Source organism: Paenibacillus aestuarii (genome assembly GCF_027789125.1).
Taxonomy (GTDB): Bacteria; Bacillota; Bacilli; order Paenibacillales; family NBRC-103111; genus Paenibacillus_E; species Paenibacillus_E aestuarii.
This window is the reverse complement of record NZ_JAQFVF010000044.1, coordinates 1-15,830: the sequence shown is the minus strand read 5'-3', so window position 1 is coordinate 15,830 and position 15,830 is coordinate 1. Positions and strand designations below refer to the sequence as shown.

At 51.3% G+C, this 15,830-nt stretch carries 15 protein-coding genes; 11 read left to right on the top strand and 4 right to left on the bottom strand.

Features of this window, described 5'->3' with window-relative positions; genetic code table 11:
• Positions 1–2 precede the first annotated feature (2 nt).
• From O9139_RS18635 to O9139_RS18625, 3 genes are all read right to left on the bottom strand, one after another.
• Positions 3–1,049, bottom strand: coding sequence for an HD-GYP domain-containing protein (locus O9139_RS18635; RefSeq protein WP_270880974.1), 1,047 nt, complete (start codon positions 1,047–1,049; stop codon positions 3–5).
• A 115-nt stretch (positions 1,050–1,164) separates the two neighbouring features.
• Positions 1,165–2,199, bottom strand: coding sequence for a ThiF family adenylyltransferase (locus O9139_RS18630; RefSeq protein WP_270881077.1), 1,035 nt, complete (start codon positions 2,197–2,199; stop codon positions 1,165–1,167).
• A 32-nt stretch (positions 2,200–2,231) separates the two neighbouring features.
• A complete protein-coding gene (locus tag O9139_RS18625) occupies positions 2,232–2,945 on the bottom strand; it encodes a molybdenum cofactor biosynthesis protein (protein ID WP_270880973.1) in 714 nt (237 codons plus the stop codon).
• Between the two features lie 301 nt (positions 2,946–3,246).
• Between O9139_RS18625 and O9139_RS18620 the strand changes: the two genes are divergently transcribed.
• The 8 genes from O9139_RS18620 to O9139_RS18585 all read left to right on the top strand — a co-directional run bounded on the left by O9139_RS18620 (position 3,247) and on the right by O9139_RS18585 (position 13,613).
• Positions 3,247–4,719 (top strand): bifunctional metallophosphatase/5'-nucleotidase, encoded by a 1,473-nt coding sequence (locus O9139_RS18620; protein WP_270880972.1) that lies wholly within the window; start codon positions 3,247–3,249, stop codon positions 4,717–4,719.
• Between the two features lie 98 nt (positions 4,720–4,817).
• Complete coding sequence (locus O9139_RS18615; protein WP_270880971.1) at positions 4,818–5,630, top strand: undecaprenyl-diphosphate phosphatase; 813 nt, start codon at positions 4,818–4,820, stop codon at positions 5,628–5,630.
• A gap of 112 nt (positions 5,631–5,742) precedes the next feature.
• Positions 5,743–6,876, top strand: coding sequence for an HD-GYP domain-containing protein (locus O9139_RS18610; protein WP_270880970.1), 1,134 nt, complete (start codon positions 5,743–5,745; stop codon positions 6,874–6,876).
• 87 nt (positions 6,877–6,963) lie between these two features.
• The gene (locus O9139_RS18605) at positions 6,964–9,186 is read left to right on the top strand and encodes an MMPL family transporter (RefSeq protein WP_270880969.1); all 2,223 of its coding nucleotides are present in this window, start codon (positions 6,964–6,966) and stop codon (positions 9,184–9,186) included.
• A 146-nt stretch (positions 9,187–9,332) separates the two neighbouring features.
• Positions 9,333–10,460 (top strand): radical SAM/CxCxxxxC motif protein YfkAB, encoded by a 1,128-nt coding sequence (yfkAB, locus tag O9139_RS18600; protein WP_270880968.1) that lies wholly within the window; start codon positions 9,333–9,335, stop codon positions 10,458–10,460.
• Positions 10,461–10,481: 21 nt separating this feature from the next.
• Positions 10,482–11,828 (top strand): hemolysin family protein, encoded by a 1,347-nt coding sequence (locus O9139_RS18595; RefSeq protein WP_270881076.1) that lies wholly within the window; start codon positions 10,482–10,484, stop codon positions 11,826–11,828.
• A gap of 18 nt (positions 11,829–11,846) precedes the next feature.
• Complete coding sequence (ytvI, locus tag O9139_RS18590) at positions 11,847–12,893, top strand: sporulation integral membrane protein YtvI (RefSeq protein WP_270880967.1); 1,047 nt, start codon at positions 11,847–11,849, stop codon at positions 12,891–12,893.
• Between the two features lie 24 nt (positions 12,894–12,917).
• Positions 12,918–13,613, top strand: coding sequence for an HAD family hydrolase (locus O9139_RS18585; RefSeq protein ID WP_270880966.1), 696 nt, complete (start codon positions 12,918–12,920; stop codon positions 13,611–13,613).
• 51 nt (positions 13,614–13,664) lie between these two features.
• Here O9139_RS18585 and O9139_RS18580 read toward each other — a convergent pair whose 3' ends face one another.
• On the bottom strand, positions 13,665–14,345 hold the full coding sequence (locus tag O9139_RS18580; protein WP_270880965.1) for a C40 family peptidase: 681 nt from the start codon (positions 14,343–14,345) through the stop codon (positions 13,665–13,667).
• A gap of 173 nt (positions 14,346–14,518) precedes the next feature.
• On the opposite strand from O9139_RS18580, the gene O9139_RS18575 reads away from it, so the two are divergent.
• The 3 genes from O9139_RS18575 to O9139_RS18565 are packed head-to-tail and all read left to right on the top strand — an operon-like array spanning position 14,519 to position 15,591.
• Positions 14,519–14,743: a spore coat associated protein CotJA gene (locus O9139_RS18575; protein ID WP_270880964.1), complete on the top strand. Its 225-nt coding sequence runs from the start codon at positions 14,519–14,521 to the stop codon at positions 14,741–14,743.
• Positions 14,740–15,006: a spore coat protein CotJB gene (locus O9139_RS18570; protein WP_270880963.1), complete on the top strand. Its 267-nt coding sequence runs from the start codon at positions 14,740–14,742 to the stop codon at positions 15,004–15,006. The genes O9139_RS18575 and O9139_RS18570 overlap by 4 nt, the downstream gene beginning before the upstream one ends.
• Before the next feature lie 15 nt (positions 15,007–15,021).
• Positions 15,022–15,591 carry a manganese catalase family protein gene (locus O9139_RS18565; RefSeq protein ID WP_270880962.1) on the top strand — a complete coding sequence of 190 codons (570 nt, stop codon included), beginning with the start codon at positions 15,022–15,024 and terminating at the stop codon, positions 15,589–15,591.
• Positions 15,592–15,830 lie beyond the last annotated feature (239 nt).

Here is a 15,830-nt window from a genome sequence, read left to right as displayed (position 1 = left end):
ATTTACATGATGATCGACGTGATCTCTACGCCTTTGAGCATCGAGAGATCGACGAAGTTTTCATTAATTTTGATCAGCGGGTTGAAGAAATCGCTAGGGTTGGTCATCACGATCAGGCCTTTTCTTCCGTCGCTGAGTAAAACTTTTTTCCCGATGAAGTTAGGAATCATATTCCGGATAAACACCTGCGTGAGTTTTGGGTCCAATTGACCGAAGCTCATGCGGTGCAGTTCTTTTAGGACATAGAGCAGGTCCCGTTTCTCTTGATAGATGCGGTCGCTGATCATGGCGCTATAAATATCGGCAACCGCAACGATGGATGCGTAAGAATGGATCTGCGTTTCGGTTTTCTTCAGCGGATACCCGCTGCCGTCCATACGCTCATGATGCTGAAGGGCGACAAGGGCCAACGTATCATCTTTAAGCGACTTGCGAATGATTTCATAGCCGTAAATGGTATGCTTCTGGACTTCGCTAAACTCGTCGGCGGTCAGCTTACCCGGCTTTTTCAAAATCTCTGGGTCAACCTTGCTTTTCCCGATATCGTGCAGATACCCCGCTTTCCCGATGATTCGCGCTTCTTTTTCAGGCTTACCCAGCCACGTGGCCAAATAATACGAAAGCATGCCAACTTGTACGCTGTGTTGATATGTATACTCATCCTGGTTGTTCAAACAGAGGAGCAGAGATACAATATCCTTCTCGTCCTTAAAGTTTTGCATGACATCATTGAAAGCGGATTCAACAACTTCACTTGAAATGGATTCGTTCAAAGCCGCACTTTGAAATAGAGCTTTAATGGCCTGGTTAGCCGCGTGGAAGGAATGAGTCTGTTCGGATGTGATCTGATAATGAAACGTCTCATCTTCCTCTACGCGTTCTGCTTGTCTAGGCACAATGTCGACATAATCCACTTGGTGACGTGCGAGAGTCGTAATATCACCCGCATCAACAATCGTTCCTGCGGATAAGAGGTGAAGTCCAGAATGATTGTAAGTATCGGATGCTAGCTTGTCACCGATATTTAATTCTAGTACGTGAATGCGCATCGGTATCCCTTTCCAAGGCCTATATGTCATATTAGGTATAAGGATATGGTATCAGCAGAGAAAAGGGATGACAATAAGCATCTGGACCTACTTTTTTTGTGAATTTCCACACAAATTACATGCCGATGTAGCGGCTATATAAGTTTTTAGCCTGAATTAAATCATCAGTTCCTTGGACAAGCACGCGTCCGTCAGGGAAAATGACAAGGTTGAGATCAGCGCTCGGCTGAAATTTTAACAGGAAGCGATTCTTTTCCACCGGCCCAAGAGGCGAGAGCCGCTTCTCCCAATCGTCGAGCGACAGCTCGGCGGGCTGGACGGGATGAATTTGCACGGAGTTGCGTCCGCACAGCGATTGAATCGTGTCACTATCCAGCAAGGCATCCAAATACTCATAGCGCTCTTGCCCGCATGCCGGGCAATCCGCTTTGCGGGCACCTGCTACATGGATGGAGGAAGTCTGGTTATACCAGAGATCCCATTGCTGCATATGGAGATTGAGACGCTCCTGCGCGCCGACAAGCAGCTTGAGCGCTTCCGTGGCTTGATGAGAGGCGACGACATGAATGATGCCGCCAATGACACCGGCGGTATCGCAAGTCTCCGTCGTGCCGGCAGCAGGGGCCTGCGGGAACAAGCAGCGTAAGCAAGGGGTCTGCCCTGGCACAATCGTCAGGGATACCCCTCGGGAAGCGACGGCGCCGCCGTAGATCCAAGGGATGCCCAGCTTCTGGCTCACGTCATTGATAAGGAACCTGACAGAGAAATTGTCGGTACCATCGAGAATAAGGTCAACGCCGCCTAGCAGCTCTTCGGCATTGGTAGGGTTTAAGTCTGTCACATGAGGCTCGATGGCCACTTGGGAATTCACGAGCGCTAATTGTTTGGCTGCAGCGATCGCTTTCGGCATTGAACCGGCTGCATCTTGTTCATTATAAAGCATTTGCCGCTGCAGATTGCTGGGCTCGACGAAGTCGCGGTCGATCAAGCGGACATACCCGACCCCGGCCCTGACCATATGGTTCGCGAGCACGGTGCCGAGCGCGCCCATGCCGACAATGGCGACCCTGCCGGCGATAAGCTTGCGCTGTCCTTCTTCGCCGATCGGCGCAAACAGCACCTGGCGGGAATAGCGAGCATCGACGCTCATATGTTGTTCAAGTTCGCTAGCATGTTCCACGATCATTCATCTCCCGTTCCTGATTCCGGCGTCTGGAGCGGATTCCACGGACCCGTCTGGCTGCCTTTCCACTCCGAGCCGTCTTCCCATATTTCTTTTTTCCAAATGGGCACAATCTGCTTGAGGCGCTCAATCGCATAGCGGCTCGCTTCATAGCAGTCGGCACGGTGCGGCGAGGAGACCGCGATAACCACGCTGGCCTCAGCAATGGCGACGGCACCTAGTCGATGCGTGATGGCGCACAGCGTTCCAGGCCAACGCTCATCGATTTCGTCGCCGATTGCGGCCATCATTTTGAGCGCCATCGGCTCATACGCTTCATATTCCAAGAGGACAGTGCGCTGCCCGAAGGTCATCTCGCGTGTGGTCCCGACAAAAACGAGCGAAGCACCATGGTTGGCATGGTTCACCTTCGACGTAACTTCGGCGACGTCAATCGTCTTATCCGTGATGACATAATATGCGGGTTGTCCACCGGATACCGGGGGAATCAAAGCTAGTTCGTCACCTTCCTGAACCGTCTCCTGATCGCCTGCATACGCTTGATTTTTGGCAAAAAAACAAGAGGAAATGAGCGCGTTGGACGCAGGAAAGCGTTCTATTAACGCTGCCTTCAGCGCTCCGATCGTCATGGTGTCTTGTTCGATATCCATGGTAAGGACAGAAGTTCCCAGCAAGTCGACCAGACCTGCAAAAAGTCGAATATGTATTCGCATAGCTGCGCTCCTGAATTATCATAGTATAGTGTAGAATCCTCCTCAGCATATCATATTTTAACGGGACAATGGTATAATGGGGGGAGCATTTTGCCAGGATCAAGGAGCTTCGGCTTGTCGTCCGAGGTTCGCATCCAGTGACCAACCGCTGCAGCGCGAATGAAGCGGGGATCCCGCGAGGCATGCAGCGCCGTTGTAAGCGTTTGAAATTCAAGAAATGAGTACGCCTGAAACTGCATAAGAATTAGACATGTTGGTTGGTGAGCGGAAGTCGAAAGGCGACTTCAGGGAGGTGAGCGGCTTGTCAGAAGATCTGAAACGTCTTGTCATTTTACATACGAACGATATACATAGCCATTTTGAACAAATGCCCAAGATTAGTGCCTATTTCCACCGTGTCCGGGATACGCTGCCTGCCGATCAGGTGCTGACGCTGGACATTGGCGATCATATGGATCGGATGCGCCCGGAAACCGAAGGGTCAGATGCGGTCGCAAATGTGGCGATTATGAACGCAACCGGTTATGAGGCGATGGTTGTAGGCAATAATGAAGGCTTAACGTTTACGCCGGATGCGCTTGGCGCTGTTTTTCGCGAGCATGCGGCTTTTCCGGTGATTGGGAGCAACATTTTGGAGCGAGAGACGGGAAGAACGCCGGATTGGATGCAGCCTTATCTCATTATCCATAAGGCAGGAATGAGGATAGGATTAATCGGAGTTACAGTCTCGTATCCCGATTATTACAATTTGCTGGGCTGGCATGTCAGCGACCCGATAGAGGCTGTTAAGGCGCAGGTTCACCGGCTGGCCCCGCAAACCGATATCCTCATCGTGCTGTCGCATCTCGGCTTGCGGACAGATCAGCGTATGGCGGAGGAGGTGGATGGCATCCATCTCATCCTTGGCGGACATACGCATCACTTGCTGGAGGAGCCGCTCTTCATTAGCGGCACCTACATCGGCGCGGCCGGCAAGTTCGGGCAGTACGCCGGCCGAATCGATCTTGCCTACGATCCAGCGCAGCGCCGGATCGTCTCGCTGCAAGGGCGCGTCGAGCCGATGGCCGGCGCGCCGGACGACAGCCGCGTAACCGCGCTGCTGTCGCAGTACCGCGCGTCCAGCTCGGCGGCGCTGGACGCGGAAGTCGCGAGGCTGCGGCAGCCGCTGCGCCTCGATTGGTATGGCGAATCCCCGCTCGGCAACTTGCTTGCCGCGGGGATTCGCCGCTGGACCAGCGCCGAGATCGGGCTGGTCAATAGCGGCCAACTCCTTCAGGGACTGAAGGAGGGCCGCCTCACCCGCGGCAGATTGCTGGAAATCTGCCCGGGGCCGATCAACCCCTGCCGCCTGCGGCTCAGCGGGGCTGATCTGCTGCAAGCGCTCGAAGAGTCGCTGCTTGGCGAGTTCGTGGAGAAGCCGATCCGCGGGTTCGGCTTCCGGGGGGAGGTGCTGGGCGTACTGTGCGTCGACGGCCTGCGCGTCTGCGTGGACAGCTCCCGCCCGCCTTATGCGCGCATCGTCTCCGTGATGGTGGGCGATGAGCCGCTGCTTGCCGACCGGGAGTATGTGGTCGGCACGATCGATATGTTCACGTTCGGCTCCGGCTATTTATCCTTAAGCAAGGGCACGAATGTGGAATATATGCTTCCTGAGTTTATCCGTGATGTGCTCGCGTCAGAGCTGCAGAATGAGAACGCCATCGCGGCCTGCGGTGAAGCAAGGTTCACGGATGTTGCGGATGCATCCAAGGCAGAGGAGAATTTGGAAGCATAAAATTTTTATTAAGAAGTTGTCACACGTCCCCAATTACAGGTAAAATGTAATAATGGACAACGAGTCCTATCATTAACTCTCAATTGTAGGGGGAAGTCATGCATACTCTTTTTGAAGCGGCAATCATTGGGATTGTAGAAGGGTTGACCGAATTTTTACCGGTTTCTTCGACAGGCCATATGATCTTGACGCAAAGTCTATTGAACACACAAAATGACGAGGTTATGAAAACCTTCGATTTTGTGATCCAATTAGGCGCAATTTTAGCTGTTGTCGTCATTTATTGGAAACGTATTTTATCTTTGTTTGGTCTGATCAAAAGAAAAAGTGAAAGCCGCTCCGGGAGAAAATTGAATTTGCTTCATATTTTAATCGGGATTATCCCGGCTGGTGTCGTAGGTTTTGCTTTAAATGATTTTGTAGATGAAAAGCTGTTTAATTCCTTGACGGTTATCGTAGGTCTTGTCCTCGGCGGGATTTTGATGATCATTGCGGAAAAAAGCAAGGCTCGACCAACAACGGAAGTCATGGACGATCTGACTTACCGTCAGGCATTCTTCATCGGTCTCTGGCAACTGGTTTCCATTTGGCCGGGTTTCTCCCGTTCCGGCTCGACGATTGCCGGCGGGATGCTTTCTGGTGTTAGCCGTGCGGCTTCTGCGGATTTCACCTTCATTATGGCGATTCCGATTATGTTCGGCGCTTCAGGCGTGTATTTCCTGAAAAATTATCATGCCCTTTCTTCAAGCGATTTTGGCTTTTTTGCCGTTGGGTTTGTTGTTGCTTTCATCGTGGCGCTGCTCGCTGTCGTTACGTTCATTAAGCTCGTGCAACGCTTGAAGCTGACATATTTTGCTTACTACCGTTTTGCCGTAGCGATTATTTTTGCCATCTATATGCTTGTTTCATAGGCATTAAGACCTGACGAACCGTGTCGAAAGATGCGGTTTTTTTTGTTGAACTTTTGCAGGAAATCTATTACAGTTAAGGAATGACAATGTTGACATAAGCGAGGGAATTGGAATGCGTTTGATGCCGATCAGCAAGTGTCTCCCTGGCATGAGGCTGGCTAAAAATATATACAATGAAGATGGTATGGTATTGCTCGCCGTTAACGTAGAACTTACCCAGCGGTTGATAGACCGCCTTTTCAGCCATGGTTTGGACTACGTTTATATATCAGATCCGCGTACAGACGATATTGTGCTAGAAGAAATGATAAGCGATGAGACCCGGAACAAGGCGATTGTTGAAGTCCGTAATACGTTCCGCAAAGTGACGGAAAACGCTCATAAACGCGGCGCGGTCAGCTACTATGATATGGGCCGCAAGTTCCGCGATATTATGAAGATGATGATCGACGATCTCAGCACACATCGCGGTGCGATGGTTATGCTTAACAATATGAATATTAAGGACGATTACTTATTCCAGCACTCGGTGAATGTGGGCATCTATGCGATCATGCTGGGGATTAGTTTCGGATACAGCCGTGAGAATCTGGAAACGCTGGGTTTGGGGGCGCTGCTGCATGACATCGGCAAGATGAAAGTGCCGTTGGAGATTTTGCGCAAGCCAGGCTCGCTCACAGACGCAGAGTTCGAGGAGATGAAAAATCATACCGTCTACGGCTTTCAACTGCTCAAGGATGAGCCGAACGTTCCGCTTTTGTCGGCGCACTGCGCGCTTCAGCATCATGAACGCATGAACGGGAGCGGTTATCCGCGCGGTCTTCATGATGTGGACATCAACGAGTTTGCGCGTTGGGTCGGTTTGGTGGATTCCTATGACGCGATGACGACGACGAGGGTATATCGGCGACCGCTGCTGCCTCATGAAGCAATGGAGCAGTTGTTCACAGGCTCCGCTACGCTGTATGACCAGAGCCAAATCGCGTTGTTCCGTGATAAAATCGCCATTTATCCGCTCGGGATAGCCGTCAAACTGAACACTGGCGAGCAAGGGATCGTATCGAAGCTCAACATCGCGATCCCGCATCGGCCCGTAGTCCGCGTCCTGCAGGACGAAGGGGGCCGGAACTTGAAAGAACCTTATGAAATTGACTTGTCCACGAAGCTGTCGGTGCTCATTTCGGAGGTAGGAGAAATCCAAATTGGAGATGAATTACCAGATCTAAGCATACCGATGCTATTTTGAGTTAAACTAATAGAACTTTCAAACTTGAAGAACCTGGACATCCAGGTTCTTTTTGCAGCTTATGGGCTTTCATCAAGGGGGATTGACATGAAAGAAACCGAGGTCCAAGGCCCCTTCTGGCATTGGGGCTATGCGATGTACCGCTTCCGCTGGCTGGTCTTGGCGGCGGGTATTGTCCTGCTGCTTAGCTTTGCGTTCTTTGCCCAGCGAACACCCGGATTGCTGAAAGATAACGGGTTTACGCCCAAAGGCAGCGAAGCGGATCTCGGCGATACCGGACTCCGTAACGACTTAGGCCTGCCGTTAACCGTCATCCAGCTCGTCTATTCGGGGAAAGGGCTTGATCTGACGGAGGAGCGCCAGAAGCAGGCGATCCTGGATGAGCTGGCTGACTTGGGCAAGCTCCCGTATGTCGAGAACATCAGCTTCGTCAGTTCTCCGCGTAACGAAGGACATCGCGATGTGCAGGCGGTGTCCGTAGCTTTGTCCTTGGACACGGATCCAGCGCTGGAGAAATACCCGGAATTGAAATCACGGGTGCGCGCGCCTGCGGGGATGAACGTCTATGTGACCGGCGGCCCTGCGATCATGTACGATATGCAGACTGCCAGCAAGCGGGACATCGCCAAGTCGGAAGCGATCGGTCTGCCGATTGCCTTGGCCGTGCTGCTATTCGTATTCGGCACACTGGTCGCCGCTGTCCTGCCGATGATTGTCGGGCTCATGAGCGTAACCCTGACATTGGGGATTACATATTTCATCGCGCAGCATCATTCGCTATCCAATTTCTTGCCCAATATGGTGACGATGCTGGGGCTTGCGGTAGGGACCGATTATGCGCTGTTCCTCGTCAGCCGGTTTCGCGAAGAATTGGGGCGTCGCCCGAACATTGCGGAAGCGGTGGCGATGACGAGCCAAACGGCGGGCAAATCGATTTTTTTCTCCGGCATTGCCGTATTGATCGGCCTGCTCGGGATGCTCTTTGTGGATTTGACCTTTTTCCGGTCGCTTAGTTTAGGCGGCGTTATTGTCGTCTCGATCTCCGTGATTGTAGCGAACACGGTGCTGCTCGCGCTCTTCGCTATCTTGGGGCAGCGGATTGATGCGCTGCAGGTCGTCCCCCGGCGGTTTCGCAAGCAAAACAGTGGGAGATTATGGGAACGGATAGCCTACGCTGTGATGAGGCAGCCGCTCATGTTGGTCATCATCGTCGGTGGCTTGCTGCTCTATGTCATGATACCGATCAACCATATGAAGCTGAACATTCCTAACGCGGAAGTGCTGCCCCCGAGCTATGAGTCTCGATACGGATCGGATCTATTGAAGCTGGCCTATGATTCAAGAACGATGGGGCCGATCCAAATCAGGGTTCACTCCGCTGCGCTCATCTGGGAGGAAGCGTCGGTTCGCGAAGCGCGCGCATATGCGGAGCGGATCAAGGGCATCGCCGGGGTCAAAGAGGTGCAAAGCTACCTGACTCAGCTCGGCAACCACTCCGATGCTGAGCTCTCCGCTTTGCTGCAGCAGCCCGGCGTCAAGGAGCGGATCGAAGCCGCCAAGCTGGCGAAGGATCATACGGCGCTGATGAACGTCGTGCCGGAGTACGATCCGGATGACCCGGCGACATCCGAGCTCGTCAGGCAGCTGCGCAGCCTTGATTCGGGCGGCCTAGAGACCGCCGTAACCGGTGGACCGGCATACCGAATCGATATCATTGACCGGATCCAGGGGGAGATTCCGCAGGTACTTTCTTTTGTCATGGGAATAACCTACCTTGTGCTGCTGCGGGCTTTCCGCTCTGTCCTGCTGCCGCTGAAAGAGGTGCTGATGAACATGCTGAGCCTTGGCGCCAGCCTTGGGCTCGTCGTGCTGGTGTTTCAATACGGACACTTTGCCGATATGCTGCGTATTACATCGATTGGCTATGTCAGCGCAACGCTGCCGGTCATTATTTTTTGTGTTGTATTCGGCATCTCCATGGACTACGAAGTGTTTCTCATCTCCCGTATGATGGAAGAATACGAAGCGACAGGAGACAATGACTACAGCACAGCGGAAGGCCTGAAGAAAACCGGCAGCTTGATTACGAGCGCCGCCTTTATTTTAGTCGTGGTGGTCGGTTCCTTCCTCTTTACGGATATTGAGATCATGAAAGCGCTGGGGCTTGGACTTGGTCTGGCGGTGCTCATCGATGCCACGATCATCCGTGTTATGCTTGTGCCGGCGTTGATGAAGCTGCTGGGGCGGGCGAACTGGTGGGCGCCCAAATGGCTGAGGTCGCGGGCAGCGGCACCGAGGGCTTTGCGGTAGCGTTAGCCCTCGGCCCTCTCTGGCCGATGGGGCTGGTTTCCTTTTTTCTTAATCATAAGTTACAATATAGGGCATAGGTATAGGCGTAAATATGAGTAAATTGTTAAAAACGATGAATATTTAGGAAATAGGTCAGGTGTAACAGCATGAATATGAATGAAACAGGCTCCCTCTTGCCGGAGCTATCTCCCCAGTACGATCCTTGGGATCCGATCCGATCCTATCGAAAGTACGGGAAGCATGTGCTCACCAGTGTGGAGCTTACCATTACCAATCTTTGCAACATGCGCTGCGAGCACTGCGCGGTTGGCGATTCCTTGACGATGTCGGAGGGGCCGCGCCTGCCGCTGGACATGGTGCTGCGCAAGCTGGATCAAGTCGAGCACTTGGAGACGATCAGTTTGACCGGCGGCGAGCCGTCTTATCATATGAAGACGGTCAAGGACTATATGCTGCCGATCTTGAAATATGCGCGCGAACGCGGCGTCCGAACGCAAATTAACTCCAATTTGACGCTGGATTTGGCCAGATACGAGCTGCTGGCGCCTTATTTGGATGTCATGCATATCTCGTTTAATTACTTGAACGCACAAGACTTCCATCAAGTCGGCTTCGTAAATGCAAGCCATCCTATCAGTTACGAAACCGCGGCCCGCATGTATGAGCGTATGGTTGAGAATACAATCGCGCTGAGCATAGGTGGCTTGTATGTTTCAGCGGAATCGATGATTAATACCCGCACCTTCGACAAATTGCCCGGCATCCATCGGTTAATTGAAGAAATGGGCTGCAGGCGGCACGAGGTACATCCGATGTATCCGAGCTCATTTGCCTCGCATCTGCCGATGGTCACGTTGCCACAGCTGCGCGCCAGCATTCACCGCCTGCTGGACGAGCGGAACAAGGACATGTGGATGCTGTTCGGCACGCTTCCATTCTTCGCCTGCAATGACCAGGCGGATGATCTCGCGCTGATTCGAAGATTGCGCGAAGAGCCGAATGTGACCGTACGCAACGACCCTGACGGACGCAACCGCTTGAATATCAGCACGTTCACCGGTGACGTGTATGTGACGGACTTCGCCAATGAACCGCCGCTGGGCAATGTGCATGATGATGATCTGGATACGATTTTTGCCCGTTGGGAGAACAATCCGCTGAACTTGCGGGTGAATTGCTTCTGCAGCGAGGCGGCATGCTGTGGACCGAACTTGCTTGTCGCGGATTCTTATTATAAAGACGTTGATTTTAAAAACCGTCAAGCTATTATTTAATTCCTTATTTTTTAAAAGGAGATCGACGCTTTGACACACACTTCCTTTGACTTTGGAGCAGTTGTACTGAATCTGATCGTGGTCGTAGCCTTGGTGCTGATGAACGGCTTTTTCGTAGCTGCCGAGTTTGCCCTTGTGAAAGTGCGCCAATCCCGCATCCAACAACTGGTGAATGAAGGTAGCGGCAAGGCCAAATATGCGATGTCCGTCACCTCGCAACTGGATACATACTTATCGGCTACACAGCTTGGGATTACGCTTGCCTCCCTTGGTCTGGGTTGGGTTGGCGAACCTGCGGTATCGGAACTGATCATGGAGCCTTTGCTGCATTCCTTGCATATCGAACCCTCCGTCTTTACCGATACGTTGTCATTTATCGTGTCCTTTGCGTTTATTACGTTCATGCACATTGTGCTCGGCGAGCTGGCGCCTAAGTCTTTTGCCATTCAAAAAGCCGAGCTTACCTCGCTATGGCTCTCTGCGCCGCTGCTTTTCTTCTACAAGCTGTTCCGCCCGATCATTTGGCTGCTGAACGGCGCCGCCAATACGTTTCTGCGCTGGGTCGGCGTCGAGCCGGCCAGTGAGCATGAAGCGGCACATACGGAGGAAGAGATCCGCATCCTGATGGACGAAAGCGTGAAAAGCGGCCACATTGACCGGGATGAAATGGTGCTGTTCGATAACATATTCGAGTTTTCCGAGCGGATTGCCCGTGAAGTGATGCTGCCGCGGACGGATATGGATTGCCTATTCCTTGACTTAAGCTTTATCGAAAATTTAAGGATGGTGCATGAAACGAAGCATACCCGCTACCCGGTCGGGTTGGAAGATAAGGACAACATCGTCGGTTTTGTACACATCGCTGATCTGCTGACTTGTGACCCGGATGAGGAACAAGACTTGAAGACGTTTATTCGACCGATCTTGAACGTACCGGAATCGATGGAGGTCAGCCGCGTTTTGAAGTTGATGCAGAAGCGGCACTCCCAGCTTGCTGTCGTCATCGACGAATATGGCGGCACGGCAGGGCTGCTGACGCTGGAAGATATTATGGAGGAAATCGTCGGCGAACTGCATGATGAATTCGATATCGACGAACGCCCGGGTGTCGAGGTCAAAGACAAGTACACGTCCGTGGATGGGCGTGTGCTGATTGAGGATCTCAATGATATGCTGGATCTGGACATCGAAGACGAAGATGTCGATTCCATCGGCGGCTGGCTGTTCAAGAAGCTGGAAGGCGCTCCAGTTAAAGGCAAGAGGGTGGAGTTTGGCGCTCACATTTTTGAAGTATCTGAAGTCGATCGGCTGCGCATTGTGCGCATCCACATCACGAAGAACAGTTCTATGAAACCAGCAAATGAATAGGCGGAGGAGCTTCGATCCATGTCATTGAAAACAGTTGTTATCATGGCTTTAGGACTGCTGTTATTGTACGGTTTGTTTACGATCGGCCTCCCGTTCATGCTGGCGCTGGTGGCGGCGATTTTTCTCGATCCGATTATTTTGCTGCTGATGAAAGCGACCCGGGTCAACCGGCTCTCGGCCGCTTCCGTGATCAGTACGATCTTTACGCTGCTTACAATTGCATTGTGTTACTTTCTCGGCTTAAACGTGGTCACCGAATTGATCCAGCTGGGGCGTAAAGCTCCACACTACATGGATGAGGTCAATAAATACGTGGATCAGGCCGTAACCCGCACACAGGGCTTCTATGAGTCGCTGCCCCCGGACGTGGCGGAGCAGGTGCAGAACTGGCTGGAACGTAGCACGGAAACCATTACAGGCACGCTGACAAGTGTCATCAGCGGCATTTCAGGCTATTTTCTCAATGTTGCAGGAAAAATTCCCAATATGTTCGTATGGCTGATCGTGTTCATCATCGCCCTTTACTTATGCACAATCAGCTTGCCCAAGCTGAAAACCTCGTTTCTTTCCGTGTTCGAGGAACATTCTAAAGGGAAGATGGAGCACGTGCTGGTCAACCTGCGCGGGGCGATCTTCGGTTTTATTCGGGCTCAGCTGATCATGGCCGTACTCACGTATCTTATCACTTTTATCGGCTTGCTTGTGCTTGGAGCGCCTTATCCGCTTGCCATTTCGTTATTGGTTATGATTATGGAGTTTGTGCCTGTAATCGGCACTGGTATGGTTTTTATTCCATGGCTGCTCTACCAGTTTATCGTGGGACATACCGCTATGGGGATCGGTTTACTCGTTCTTTTTCTGATTCTTAGCATTTTCCGAAGAATTGTCGAGCCCAAAGTGCTTAGTGATGCGGTAGGCATCAACTCGCTTGCGGCATTGATCAGTTTATACATTGGCTTCGAGCTTATGGGGATTATGGGTCTGTTTCTCGGACCACTGGTTGTTATTATTTACCAGGCAATGCGCAAGGCAGGTTTGTTGAAGTTGAACATTAAGCTGGATTAAAAAATCCTGGAGGTGTGAACAGCTTTGAAGCTGATCTTATTCGATCTCGACGATACACTGTTTGATTTTGCAACGACATTTGACGTCGTATTGAAAAAGCTGTTCGCAGCACATCCAGTCATAAGCCGGTATGATGCGGATGCGTTTTTTGAAACTTTTCAGCACTATAGCAATGAACTGTATTACTTGTATGAGCAGCGGATCAGTACGGTGGAGGTTTACCGCAACCGCAGGCTGATTGAAGCTCTGGCAGCGTTTCAGTACACAATGACGGAAGAGGAAGCAAGTGATTTCAATCAGAATTATATTCGCGAGTATGTGAGGAGCTTGCAGCCTGACCCGGCTGTGCAGATGCTGCTAAACCGCTTGAAGGAACGTTATCAGCTCGGAATTATCACCAACGGGCCGCATGATATGCAAGAAGGCAAACTTGAGCGACTGGGGCTGATGGAGCTGTTCCCGTCTGAACAAGTCTGGATCTCGAATGTTGTCGGCTTGGCCAAGCCCGACCCGCAAATTTATCAGCTGGCACTGGATCACTTTCAGGTGCAAGCGGAAGAAACGATGTTTGTCGGGGACTCCTGGGAAGCAGATGTTGCGGGGCCGATACGGGTAGGGATGCAGGCGGTATGGGTCAATAAATACGGCAAAGCGCCGCAAACGGATGTAAAGCCGCATGCCATTATTTCGAACATTCATGAACTTATCGATCTCTTATAAAAAAACGCCGACTTCTACGAATAGAAGATCGGCGTTTTTGGTTTATGCACTTTAGTAGACGCGCTTGGCGCCCATATATTTGGGTCCCCAATAGGAGCTGTTCATACTTTGCGGGTAGATGCCTGCAGAACGTGTAGCCGAGAGGAACTGGCCGTTCCCCATATAAAACCCGACATGGTCCACAACGCCTGGTGTCGCAATCGCAAAAAAGACGAGGTCGCCGGGCTGCAAATTAGCGGTAGCGACGGATGTGCCCATTCCGTAAAGCGCAGCAGAAGTTGTACGGGCAATCGAGACGCCATGAGTCTGGAACATGTAGTAAATAAAACCGGAGCAATCAAAACCTGTCGGACTACTGCCGCCCCAGAGATACGGAACATGCACATAATTCATGGCATCGTTCATGATAGTGCGCTTAGTCAACGCATGGGCAATGCTCGTTTGGGTTGCTGCGTCAGCAACACCTGTAACAGGCAAGCTGTAAGCCTTTTGAAAATCTTTGACTGCTTGTGTTGTAATCGTGCCAAAATATCCGGTATTGGTAGGGTATGTAAAAAATCCGAGTGTTTTCAAATTGGCTTGCAAGCTGGTAACCGAATTGCTGGACATTCCTTGCGATAGTGAAGAACTGGTGGCTGTAGCGGCGTACGCGGGCGTTGTCGGCATCATGCTGCTTACGGAGGCTGTCATGAGCATGGCAGCAGCAGCGAGAATAAGCTTTTGTTTGAACATGTGATTTCCTCCATTTTCTTCTAATTATGTAAGTTTAATTCCTTTTTCCTTATTGTAAAGGGTTGTACAGCTTTCATACAATATAGAAATCTTGGAAAACAGTTGAATGTTGGTCAAGTAGGGCTGCATAGCCTTGTTATAGGCGTCTGTTCGAGACAAAAGGAGGGAGTTGCATGCACTCACAGTTTAAAGCATGGTATCCGTATGCCGGTCCGTTTGATCCGTGTCCGCCGATTCGAGTGAAATTTTACAATACACCGCCGCAATTATTTATCCCTTTTCAGCCTCCGGGATTACCGCAATTCAGTCCTTATGAAGCACTGAGACTTGGAACACTTTGGCCGGCGTTATACGGGCCTTATGAAGCTAAACCGGCAGAAGGAAGTGACAGACCATGAGCCATCCTGTATTGCCGGAATCGTATTATAAGCAGTTGCATGATCTACAGGCCGTTGATTTTGTACTCGTTGAATTGAACTTGTATTTGGATACGCATCCTGATGATTTTGCCGCTATTCAGCAGTACAATCAATTCGCGCAAAAACGGATGCATATGGCCCACCACTTCGAGATGGAATTTGGACCGCTGATGCCCTTCGGCCACTCCTATTCCAAACATCCTTGGCAGTGGATTGAGACGCCATGGCCATGGCAAGTGTGAGAGGAGGCAGTAAAGATGTGGATCTATGAGAAAAAGCTGCAGTATCCCGTAAGAGTCAGCAAATGCGACCCCTACATGGCCAAATTACTGCTTGAACAATATGGGGGTGCAGACGGGGAGTTGGCTGCTGCGCTGCGCTACTTGAATCAGCGTTACACGATTCCGGATAAAGTCATCGGCCTGTTGACGGACATCGGCACCGAAGAATTCGCTCACTTGGAAATGATCGCTACGATGGTGTACAAACTCACCAAGGATGCTACTCCCGATCAAATGAAAGCTGCGGGCCTGGGGGATCACTATGTCTCGCATGACAACGCGCTGTTTTATCAAAATGCAGGAGGCGTTCCTTGGACGGCTACATACATACAAGCCAAGGGTGATCCGATCGCGGATTTATATGAGGATATCGCAGCTGAAGAGAAAGCCAGAGCCACGTATCAATGGTTGATCGATATGACCGATGACGTCGACTTGCAGGACGGCTTGAAGTTTTTACGCGAGCGGGAAATCATTCACTCTCTACGCTTCAGGGAAGCGGTTGAGATTTTGAAAGAGGAACGAGAGGTGAAAAAAGTATTTTAGACGCAAGGAATGATTTTGCAACTAAATAAGTCGGGTAAAGGATAGCTAATAGGCTATCCTTTTTGTATTTGGTAATGAGGCTCGCGTCAGTCTAATGGGATAAATGGACGGCGGGGTAATAGTGGGAAGCTGGTTCTGTGGTATCTACAAAGAATGGGGGAGGTGAGGGAAGGGCTGGCTATACAGGTATGGTGGGGCACGTGGCGGGCGGCGGGCAGGGTAATAGTGCGAAGCGGGTT

Bases quoted from the DNA above. Each gene is read 5' to 3' on its own strand.
- O9139_RS18635 (WP_270880974.1), bottom strand. From the start codon at position 1,049: ATGCGCATTCACGTACTAGAATTAAATATCGGTGACAAGCTAGCATCC.
- O9139_RS18630 (WP_270881077.1), bottom strand. From the start codon at position 2,199: ATGAGCGTCGATGCTCGCTATTCCCGCCAGGTGCTGTTTGCGCCGATC.
- O9139_RS18625 (WP_270880973.1), bottom strand. From the start codon at position 2,945: ATGCGAATACATATTCGACTTTTTGCAGGTCTGGTCGACTTGCTGGGA.
- O9139_RS18615 (WP_270880971.1), top strand. From the start codon at position 4,818: ATGCATACTCTTTTTGAAGCGGCAATCATTGGGATTGTAGAAGGGTTG.
- O9139_RS18610 (WP_270880970.1), top strand. From the start codon at position 5,743: ATGCGTTTGATGCCGATCAGCAAGTGTCTCCCTGGCATGAGGCTGGCT.
- O9139_RS18605 (WP_270880969.1), top strand. From the start codon at position 6,964: ATGAAAGAAACCGAGGTCCAAGGCCCCTTCTGGCATTGGGGCTATGCG.
- yfkAB (WP_270880968.1), top strand. From the start codon at position 9,333: ATGAATATGAATGAAACAGGCTCCCTCTTGCCGGAGCTATCTCCCCAG.
- ytvI (WP_270880967.1), top strand. From the start codon at position 11,847: ATGTCATTGAAAACAGTTGTTATCATGGCTTTAGGACTGCTGTTATTG.
- O9139_RS18580 (WP_270880965.1), bottom strand. From the start codon at position 14,345: ATGTTCAAACAAAAGCTTATTCTCGCTGCTGCTGCCATGCTCATGACA.
- O9139_RS18575 (WP_270880964.1), top strand. From the start codon at position 14,519: ATGCACTCACAGTTTAAAGCATGGTATCCGTATGCCGGTCCGTTTGAT.
- O9139_RS18570 (WP_270880963.1), top strand. From the start codon at position 14,740: ATGAGCCATCCTGTATTGCCGGAATCGTATTATAAGCAGTTGCATGAT.
- O9139_RS18565 (WP_270880962.1), top strand. From the start codon at position 15,022: ATGTGGATCTATGAGAAAAAGCTGCAGTATCCCGTAAGAGTCAGCAAA.